General features: G+C 47.1%; 8 protein-coding genes. All 8 read right to left on the bottom strand.

The window, feature by feature from the left end; all coding sequences use genetic code 11:
* Positions 1-682, bottom strand: a 682-nt coding sequence (locus AC6ESP_RS24445; protein WP_497099341.1) for a transposase, incomplete at its 3' end; no start/stop codon positions are given.
* Positions 683-843: 161 nt separating this feature from the next.
* Complete coding sequence (locus AC6ESP_RS24440) at positions 844-1,731, bottom strand: ROK family protein (protein WP_497099340.1); 888 nt, start codon at positions 1,729-1,731, stop codon at positions 844-846.
* Positions 1,732-1,745: 14 nt separating this feature from the next.
* On the bottom strand, positions 1,746-4,010 hold the full coding sequence (locus AC6ESP_RS24435) for a GH32 C-terminal domain-containing protein (protein ID WP_497099339.1): 2,265 nt from the start codon (positions 4,008-4,010) through the stop codon (positions 1,746-1,748).
* Positions 4,011-4,101: 91 nt separating this feature from the next.
* On the bottom strand, positions 4,102-5,613 hold the full coding sequence (locus AC6ESP_RS24430) for a glycoside hydrolase family 32 protein (RefSeq protein ID WP_497099338.1): 1,512 nt from the start codon (positions 5,611-5,613) through the stop codon (positions 4,102-4,104).
* Between the two features lie 51 nt (positions 5,614-5,664).
* Positions 5,665-7,281: an ABC transporter substrate-binding protein gene (locus tag AC6ESP_RS24425; RefSeq protein WP_497099337.1), complete on the bottom strand. Its 1,617-nt coding sequence runs from the start codon at positions 7,279-7,281 to the stop codon at positions 5,665-5,667.
* Between the two features lie 100 nt (positions 7,282-7,381).
* Positions 7,382-8,278: a carbohydrate ABC transporter permease gene (locus tag AC6ESP_RS24420; RefSeq protein ID WP_497099336.1), complete on the bottom strand. Its 897-nt coding sequence runs from the start codon at positions 8,276-8,278 to the stop codon at positions 7,382-7,384.
* A gap of 14 nt (positions 8,279-8,292) precedes the next feature.
* Entirely contained in the window at positions 8,293-9,207 is a 915-nt protein-coding gene (locus tag AC6ESP_RS24415) for an ABC transporter permease (RefSeq protein ID WP_497099347.1), read from the bottom strand.
* Between the two features lie 107 nt (positions 9,208-9,314).
* Entirely contained in the window at positions 9,315-10,283 is a 969-nt protein-coding gene (locus AC6ESP_RS24410; RefSeq protein ID WP_497099335.1) for a LacI family DNA-binding transcriptional regulator, read from the bottom strand.
* Between the last annotated feature and the right edge of the window lie 36 nt (positions 10,284-10,319).

Here is a 10,319-nt window from a genome sequence, read left to right as displayed (position 1 = left end):
CTTTAAGCAGATTGAGCGGTTCTTTTATCTTAGGCAGTGCACAGACGCCGCCTTCCTCTTCAACTACCTTGATGAGTTTTTGGCAGTAGGCGATTTCGTCCTCCAGCACATCGCTTGTATTCTTCGCAGGGAATTTGGCTTTGAGGGATTCATCGACCTTGTAGATAGCCTTCCTCAGTTTTCGAGAACGGTCCTGCAGGATTTCGCGAGGAGTCTTCTGGTTGTAACGAGCTTTCGTATGCGTTGCATCGACAATAATGGCTTTGCTTTGTATAATGCCTTTTTCGATTGCGATTTCTACCGTTTTGTTGATCAACATGTCGAGAAGATTCAGATCCTTTAGCCGTAGCTTGCGGAATTTGGTTAATGAACTGGAATCAATTACCGTCTCTTCCGGTGCCATGTCCAGGAAGTACTTAAACGACATGTCGTATTTAGACCGTTCGACGAGGTCACCGTCGGACAATTCAAAAATGGCTTTCAGCAGCAAGTACTTAAACATCCGAATTGGGTTGATAGCATTTCTACCATTGTCCAGGCAATAGTTCACTTTTAGTTCTTCATATACAAAGGAAAAGTCAATGAGCTCATTAATTTGCCGCAGCATATTGTCCTTAGGAATAACCAAGTTGTAGAGTTCAAGATATGGACTTACGACCATTGTTTGCTGCATTTGAATCATTAGCTCACCTGCTCCCTTGTAATGCTTTAATTTTACAAAAAAATAAGGTACATCCTCCTCATTTTATGAGTGAATGTACCTTTCTTGCCTCAAGGGGACTTTTTCAGTGGCCTAGCCAACAGGCAGCCCTTTCTTTAATCATTTAACAGCCATGAACAGCGCTACTCAAGCTTGTCCGCTGTAAGTGCCCTAAGCCCCAAAGCAAGCGAGCCAGCCAGCCCCGCATTATTACCGAGACCCGGCGGCACGATATAGCTATCGATAGCGCCCAGCACTTCATCCGCCTGCACATAGTGCTTCAAATTGTTCGCAACTTCTCTGCGAATAAGCGGGAATAGCTGCTCTTGGTGCATCACGCCACCGCCCAGAATCACTTTCTTAGGCGATAGCATTAGAATCGTATTGCTCACCGACTGGCCCAAATAGAAGGCTTCCATCTCCCAAGCTGGGTGATCAGGCGTCAGCTCACTGCCTTTTACACCCCATCTGCGTTCCAGTGCCGGCCCTGCGGCCATCCCCTCCAAGCAATCTCCATGATAAGGACAAGTACCTGCGAATGTATCAGCAGGATGGCGTCTCGTCAACACATGACCACCTTCGGGATGAACTAGTCCGTGGACAAGCTTCCCCTCGGAGTAGATTCCCACACCAAGACCCGTTCCAACCGTATAATACACACAGCTCTCCAGCCCCTGCGCTGCACCCCATATCGCTTCACCATAGGCTGCTGCATTCACATCCGTATCCATCCCAAACGGTATATCAAAAACCTTCATAAGCGTGCCTAATAGCGGATAGTTCTCCCAGCCAGACTTAGGCGTTGTCGTAACATAGCCGAATCCGGGACTGTCCGGATCTAGATTAAGAGGACCGAATGAGCCAATGCCCATCGCCTCTACATTCTTGTCTTTGAAATAACGAATGACATGATCTAACGTTTGCTCCGGATATTGTGTGGGAAAGCTCACCCGATCCTCAATGACACCCTGCTCATTACCAATCCCACATACAAACTTAGTGCCGCCAGCCTCAATTGCTCCAATACGCATTATTTAATCCTCCATCATGACCAAATAGATTTCATTTCCCATACATGAATCGCTTTAACGATAAGCGCTCCATCACCCCATATTTGCAGCCCCAAGGCATCATCACGGCTTGGGTAAGCTCTTGTAGTCAAGCTCTTCAAACCATTGGCATACGCTTCAATCATGGAACGGTCCAAATAGATATGAAGCTTCACATTATCACCATCCAGCTCCAAATGACCACCTTGAATGCCCTTGCTTCTCTCCAACGGATCAAGAGTCGTTCTCGTACGGTCGACCTTCAGCATACGATTGTCCCTATCATAATAAAGGAGCGTTTCTTCTTCCCCATTCGGGGAACGCCGGACAAGAATGCCTACCTCCTTAGCGTTCACAGCTTCTAGCTCAACCTGAATTTCCAGCATATCGCCTTTAATCTCTTTTAAGCGCTCATTCGCCTCATCCATTGATTGGTTGTAAAAGGAAGCCAGCTCGCTCCCCCTTAGTGATTGGAGCTCCTCAATCGGTTCAATGCCTAGACGGCCATCTTCCCGAAGAAACACGCTAAGCGGCAATCCGCCATTATGGGCCCAGCCTGAATCGTAATCAAGCTGAGGAGTCCTCTCTCCTTGTGCAATCGTAAATATAATGTTCCGGCCCGTCTTCGGATCAACCATGCCACTTGGTCCGGTAAAATGAAAATCGCCAACGTCGATAAGCTCCGGCTGTTCTTGATCAGGAAGGAATACCATCTTCTCTAGATCGAAGGCTCCTATCCAATACACGACCTCCACTGCAGCGTCTAAGCCAAGCGGACTAATGAGAAGCAGATGCTTCTCCTCGCCATTCTTATCCTTGCCGAGAGGAAGCAGAACAGGCAGCTCCCACATATCCCCAAGGGCCGGATATTTACTATGATCGGAGGAATGCAGAATCCCCTTGTATTCCCACCGAATCATATCCACAGAGGTATAAGCAAGAACCGCGCCTCCACCGTTACCGGTACCTGATCCGATGAGTAAATACCAGCTGTCTCCCTCCTTCCACACAAAGGGATCTCTGAAGTCGCCAAATTTGCCAATGCCCGACTGCTGTACAATCAATGGTTCCGGATGCTTGTTCCAATGGACGAGATCCTTGTCATGATCCTCCAGATACGTGCTTCGGGCCAATCCTACTCTTTGATTCGGCTTCGCACTATCGTCTCCTGCTGTGAAGAAGAGGGCGGGAACGCCATTCTCATCATAAGCGGCACTTCCGGACCATACGCCATCCGGATCAACGGCATCCTTCTCCGGCGCCAGAGCTATCGGCAGATCTCTCCAATGGACCATGTCATCACTCACCCAATGTCCCCAATGAATCTTATGCCAATAAGGGCCTTGCGGATTGTGCTGATAGAATAGATGATATAAGCCTTCATAATAGATCGGAGCATGCGGCTCGTTCATCCAATGAGCAGGTGGGCTTACATGATATTGTGGACGATGCTTATCGCTCGTTAACAAGCTCCTGTCTAATTTAATCTCGTCATAGGCAATGACCGGAGGCTTGCCGCCATGAGGCTGGGTGTCGTCTTCATAAGCCTCAACGATTTCTTCCACGCCTAGCGCCCGGCTATACACCTTGACCTCATCCATCATGCCATCAAACATATTTAACGAAAAAGCACCGGCGAGCAGCGAGCTTTGATTGTTTTTGCCTATAAGCAGCTCTGCATCAGCAGGAGTAATAGCCTCATGAGATGTAGTTCGGTGTGCAGCCACTTCCTTGCCATTCAAATAAAGCTTCATCATTCCGTCCTTGCTATCGAACGTTGCCGCGATGAATGACCACTGTTCTTTCACCAGCGGTGTTTCCTTCGCCCAGACCTCTTCCCATACACCACCAATGCCAAGCTGCAGCGACCACGATCCATGCCGATACATGCCTAGGCAATATCCCTCTCTACGCTCTCGATTATGTTGGTTCACAATGGCTGAGAGCCTCTGCTCATCCCCTGACTCATAAGAACGAGGAGCAACCCAAGCCGTAATCGTGAGTGCTTCCCTTGGCTGCAAAGACTTATCTGCCTGCCCCTTCACCCAAGTCGTATAGCCGTCGAATAGCAGCGCTTTCCCCTTCACTCCAGTTCTCCATTGCGGATCATGCGGCGTTGTATACTTAGCTTCATTAAACACATAATTAATCTCGTAATGGCTGCCCGATACTGCATCTCTGGCAGTCTTGCCATTCCCTTCATCCAGCGGCAAATAAACGATTAAATCTTCATGGCTGCTTGTGCGCTTTGTGCTCTTCATACAAGACCGCTCCTTAACATTGAATGATTGTTTTGTGTAAAAAATAAGCGGCAGACAGGAACTCCTTCCCTCCACCGCTTATCCATTTGTGTTATACGCTATCCTTCGTGACTAATGTCTGTTGGCTGGTATAAATGGAGCCTAAGGCGTACAGCTCCAGAGAAACCACCTGTGTTTCGCCATCCTCGGCGAATAGCTCAAGCTCCGCTATTCTGGATTCCGGGAAAATCTGGTCCGTAATAGTCACTTCGCCATCATTAGCGAACACTTCTACGGAAGAACGATCAAGGAATAAATGAAGGGATAATGGCTCATTACCTAATGGTAGAGCAGCTTCATGTCGACAGGCGAATCCAGAATGAAAGGCGCTATTCCCTGATGACAAGCGATCCACATACAAGGATTCCGTTCGTGCATCATAGCCAATAATCGTATGTTCACCATTCAGTCCTGTCAGTTTCAAGCCAAGCCGCTTGGCACTGCCGGGCTCAAGCTTCACACGAATCTCCAACTGCTCACCTCTAGCCTCTACAACAAAAGGCTGTGCAGGACTCAATGGCTTGTTGCCCCAATGAAGCTTCTCTTGTCGAAGGCTCTCGAGCTCAACGACAGGACGCTGAACAAGTCTTACACCGTCTGCACCTTCCTTAAGTGACAACACCCGAGGAATAGTCATCGCGCTTCTCCAAGACTCAGTCGGAGTAAAGTTAGCATACTTCCAGTTGCTCATCCAGCCGAGGAAAATTCGTCTGCCATCTTCCTCCGGAATATCCGACCATGTCACTCCCGCATAATTATCCCTGCCATGGTCAACCCAAAGCACCGTTTCTGCGGAATTGTCATTCGTGAAAGAATGCCCGTCAAAGTCACCGATAAAATATTGCGTACGAGATCCTTCCAGATAGTCTGGATGATCGCCAATGCTTATGATGAGAACCCAACGCTTCTTATTCGGCTCTCCTTGGACAGGAAGCTCGAACAGGTCCGGGCATTCCCATACCCCATCATGCGAACCTTCCAATAGCCCGAATTCACCGGTAAAGGACCAGTCTATTAAGTTGGTAGAGTTATAGAATCTTGCATGATCACCAGCAGCAAGCACCATCACCCACCGCTTTGTCTCCTTGTGCCAGATGACCTTCGGATCACGGAAATCGATAATCGCCGCTTCATCCAATACAGGATTGCCTGCATATTTGATCCAGGTTCTTCCCTTATCCAAGCTGTAGGCAATACTTTGCTGCTGCTTAACCTCTTCGGTTACTGGGTCCGTGTTATGATGTGTAAATATCGTGACCAGACCGGAGCCTCCTGCGAACAGGCCAGTGCTATCATTCCAATCGACAACCGCGCTTCCGGAGAAAATAAACCCTATCTCATCCGGCGCCAGAGCAATCGGCAGATGCTCCCAATGAATCAAATCCCTGCTGATCGCATGGCCCCAATGCATCGGCCCCCACGTTGTACCTCCCGGATGATATTGATAGAACAAATGATATTCGCCCTCGTAATAGACCATCCCATTCGGATCATTCATCCAGTTCGCTTCCGGTGTAAAATGAAACTGAGGTCGGAATTTCTCTTCAGATATACTATTATTCATCGTACATTCAGCACCTTTCATCTCTGCCTATCCATGGCAATTTCTCTATATCTACTTCTGTGCTTCGTTGTAGCGGTCGAGACCGGTTTGATACAGCTCCATCAATTCATCTAAGCCCATATCCTTCACTTGCTTCATATATTTGTCCCAGTCTTTATCGATGTTGCCATCCACTAGGAATTTAGCTCTTTGCGTATTAACGAATTTAGTCAGATCGGGCTCAATGCGATTGATCGTATCCAGTTCCTCCGGTGTGAAGAAAATGCTAGGATAGTTTTCTGCTTCCATATCCGGATCATAATACTTCTCCAGATCCTGCTTGCGCTGCTGCGCACGCGGCTCCATATCGACGACTGTCTGGAAATCTTCTTTTGTGATGATACCTGGAGCTCCGGAGCCTGGCGCTACTTGCTGACGATATTCGCCCGCTGATTTGCCTTCAGGAAGCGGCAGGTTGACCAATTTGCCAGACTCATCCTTCTTGTAAATGACATCGATTGGTCCCCAATGCACTTGCGCTGCCATATACGGCTCATATTGCTCATCCACCCAGCGCATTGTGATTTCGGGATTGCTGTCTTCCTTCGTAATCACGAACGCGCCTCTTCCTGGGCCTCCGCCATTGCTTCTGCCGATGGTCTTCTTGCCAGTCGGTCCGGTAAGCGGCGCAACGAGTGCATAATCATCTGCCCTGTCAGTTCCAACCACTTCCTCTTTCTCCCACCAGATGAAGGAGCCAAGTGTTTCATCTGGTGTCTTCCCTTTAGCCAAATATTGCGGAGGCTCCTGCGTGAAGGATTCCGGATCGATCAATCCTTGCTTATACCACTTCTCATTGAAATACTTCAATGCTTCTTTGTACTCTGGCTGAATAGCAGTGTAGATAACTTTGCCATCTCTCACCACGCGGTGCTCCAGGTTATCGGGCAAACCGAACGCCCCGAATAATCCTCCAATATCCATGGTCCAGCCCATATGCATAAAGCTCAGCGGAATTTCGTCGGCTTTGCCGTTTCCGTTAGGATCTTGCGTTTTGAAGGCAACGAGTGCATTCGTATATTCATCCAACGTTTGCGGTACGGTCAAACCAAGCTTATCTAGCCAGCTTTTATTGATGACATGGAAGAATGCATTCGTTCCGAGTTCATTCTCTTCCCAAGTAGGCAGACCATAGATATGCCCGTCTGGAGCTGTAATGGACGCTTTAATATCAGGCCGTTGCTCCAGCAGCTTGCTAAGATTAGGTGCGTAATCTTCAATCAGCTGCTCGAGGGGAATGATCGTACCGTCTTTCCCATAATTGATAAGCTCATAATCAGTGAAACCGGCTCCATAAAAAGCATCAGGCAAGTCGCCGCTTGCCAGAAGCAAGCTCTTTTTCTCAGCAAAATCAGTATCCGGGATGTTCTCCCAATCAATATGAACGTTAGTGGATTCCTCAAGCCGCTTGAACAGCTCCATATCTCCAAAATCCGGAGCAAGCGGCGACTTAGGAGCGACGATAGATAGGGTGACCTTCTCATTGACGATAGGAAGACCTTCCTTGTTCACTTCCACTACAGGGCCAGCATTCGCCCCGGAGTTACCGTTATTATTCGAAGAACAACCAGCCAACACAATCGTACCTGCCAAGGTCAAGCTCAGAGCTATTGATAATCCCTTTTTCATTGTTGAAACCCTCCTCTTTATTTAGCACTACAGGTTTTCATCTATATAACTCACCTGAGAGGCCTTGCCCAGGGAATTACCACATAGGAATTGTAGCCTTCTAACCTTTAATGGAGCCGATCATAGCGCCCTTAACGAAATACTTTTGCAGGAAAGGATACAGCATCAATAACGGCAAGCTCGCGACAATAATGACCCCATACTTAATGAGCTCAGTCGCTCGCAGTTTCGCTGAATAGGAAGCGATGTCTACCATCATGCTGGAGTTCACCTGGTTCTGCACAAGAATGTTGCGCAGCACCAGCTGGAGTGGATATTTCGCTTGATCACTCAGGTAAATGAGAGCATCGAAGAATCCGTTCCAGAAGCCTACCACGTGATACAGCACCATAACGGCAATGATCGGCTTGGATAAAGGGAGGACCATACTAAGGAAGAACTTCGTATTGGAGCTTCCATCTATGAAGGCAGCCTCCCGCATCTCATCAGGAATACTGCTCTCAAAAAAGGTGCGAACGATGATAATGTTGAACACACCGGCTGCACCAGGAACAACCATTGCCCATATCGAATTAAGCATGCCTAAGTCCTTGATCAGCAAGTAGGTTGGAATCAAGCCTCCTCCGAAAAACATCGTCAGCATGAAGAACCACATGAAATAGCTTCTGCCGACAAAATCTTTGCGGGACAGCGGGTAAGCAGACAGTAGAATCAATATGACACTGAATGCAGTTCCTACTGATGCATATAGCAAGGAATTCCCATAACCGATCCATATTGCCGAATCGTTAAAGATTCTCTTATAACCGTCCAGCGTGAAGCCTTGGGGATAAAGCCATACATCGCCGGAGTAGATTTGATTCGGGTCGCTTACAGAAGCAATTAGTACAAAATACAAAGGGTACAGTATAAGCAGCATACCTACTGTCAGCAGCGAATAATTGATAAAGTCGAATAGCACATCAACTTTGCTTTTGCGTTTGGCCCATAATTCCATGTTATTTACCTCCATTACCACAAGCTGGTTTCTGTTAGTTTCTTAGCAGTCCGGTTAACGATAAATAGCAATAGAATATTGATGACGGAATTGAATAAACCAATCGCAGCAGAGAAGCTGTATTGCGCTTTCATAATCCCTTGTTCATATACGTAAGTCGGCAAGATATTCGAGGTTTGGTAGTTTAGGTCACTTTGCATCAGGAATGCTTTCTCAAAACCAACACTCATAATGTTGCCCACTGCGAGTACAAGAAGAATAATAATGGTCGGTAAAATCCCCGGAATATCAACGTGACGTATCCTTTTAAGCTTGCTTGCCCCATCCATGATAGCGGCTTCATGAAGCTCAGGACTTACCCCTGCTAATGCAGCGAGGTAGATAATCGTCGAGAACCCTGTCTCCTGCCAGATGCCCGATAGCACATATAATGGCCTGAACCATCCATCGTCCGCCATGAATAGAATAGGATCGCCGCCGAAGAAGGTAATGAGGTGATTCACAATCCCGCTATTGGGCGACAAGAACACATGCAGCATCCCCACCAGTACGACCGTTGAAATAAAGTGAGGCGCATAAATAACAGTCTGAACAACTTTCTTGAACCGCTTCGCAAGCACCTGATTCAACATCAGCGCTACGATAATCGGAATAGGAAAACCGAATAGGAGCGACATGAGACTTAACGTTATCGTATTTTCAATAATAGGCCAGAAATTATAAGCGTTGAAAAACTGAATAAAGTGCTTGAAGCCCACCCATTCACTGCCCCAGATTCCTTGACTGGCTGAGAAATCCTTGAATGCAATCTGAACCCCGTACATGGGGTAATATCTAAAAACCAAATACACTACGATGATTGGCAGCAGGAACAAATAGAGCTCATAGTTGCGTTTTATCCGCGCCCATGCATGGCTTTTCGACTTCATTCTCGGTTCCTTCTCTACTATTTCTCTTGTTGTTGTAGCGTTCATAAAGCTCTCCCTCCATCACTCTGGCGATAATTGAAACGTTTCCAATTTGGACTAAAAAAAAATTATGTCGTTTCTCCTTGTCTAAAAGTGACTGGCAGCTGGTACGTCTCTCTCTCTAGCGTTTCGCCGTCTATTCGTCTAAACAAGAGCTTCACGGCTGTTCTGGCCATCTCCTCTACCGGTTGTCTAATGGTGGATAGAACAGGGTGAAAATAAGGGTGATCCTGAATTCCGTCATATCCGACGACCTTCACATCCTCCGGAACGCGAATACCAAGGCTGCTCGCTCTGTCTATATATTTAGCAGCAAACATATCTGTAATAGCAAAAATGCCATCTACATCCTTATGCAAGGAGAAGAAGTTATTATAAAACAGGTCATCATCCTCTACCGGATCAGGCATTTCATAGACGACATGCTCAATGCCTAGAGCCATGGCCTCGTGGACGAAGCCCTTTCTTCGATTCATCGTTTCACTGGACACTAACGTGAGGCTTCCGATGAATGCTGGTTTTTTCGCGCCCGCCTTCACTAGCTCCTGTAGAGCCAGACGGCCTCCTTCGAAATTATCCGAGGTTACACAAGTAATCGATTTATTGAAATGGCGGTCAATACTAATAATCGGAATCTCTGAAGTTACATTATTATCGATGTCATTGTAAGTAATGCCGAGTATACCGGCAACCTTATTCTGCTGAAGCATATCCAGATAATAAAGCTCCTTCTCCGGCTTGCCCCCGCTGTTGCACAGCATTAGCTTATAGCCCTCACGGTCCAGCTCATCTTCAATGTAATAGGCTAATTCAGAGAAAAAGGGATGCCAAATACTTGGAAGCATAAGAGCAACCATCTTGGACTTCTGCATTTTAAAATTTCTTGCTACTTCATTAGGCACGTAATTCAACTCTTTAATTGCAGCCTGCACTTTATTACGTGTTTCAGGCTTAACCGCGCCGACGTTATTGATAACCCGGGATACGGTTCCCACGCCTACGCCTGCTAATACCGCAACATCTTTTATGCTCGACATATGAACCTCCATCTAAAGCTTGAATACAATTGCTAT

It is taken from the genome of Paenibacillus xinjiangensis, from assembly GCF_059686975.1.
The sequence above is the reverse complement of the archived record's forward strand: the minus strand, read 5'-3'. Positions and strand labels throughout refer to the sequence as shown.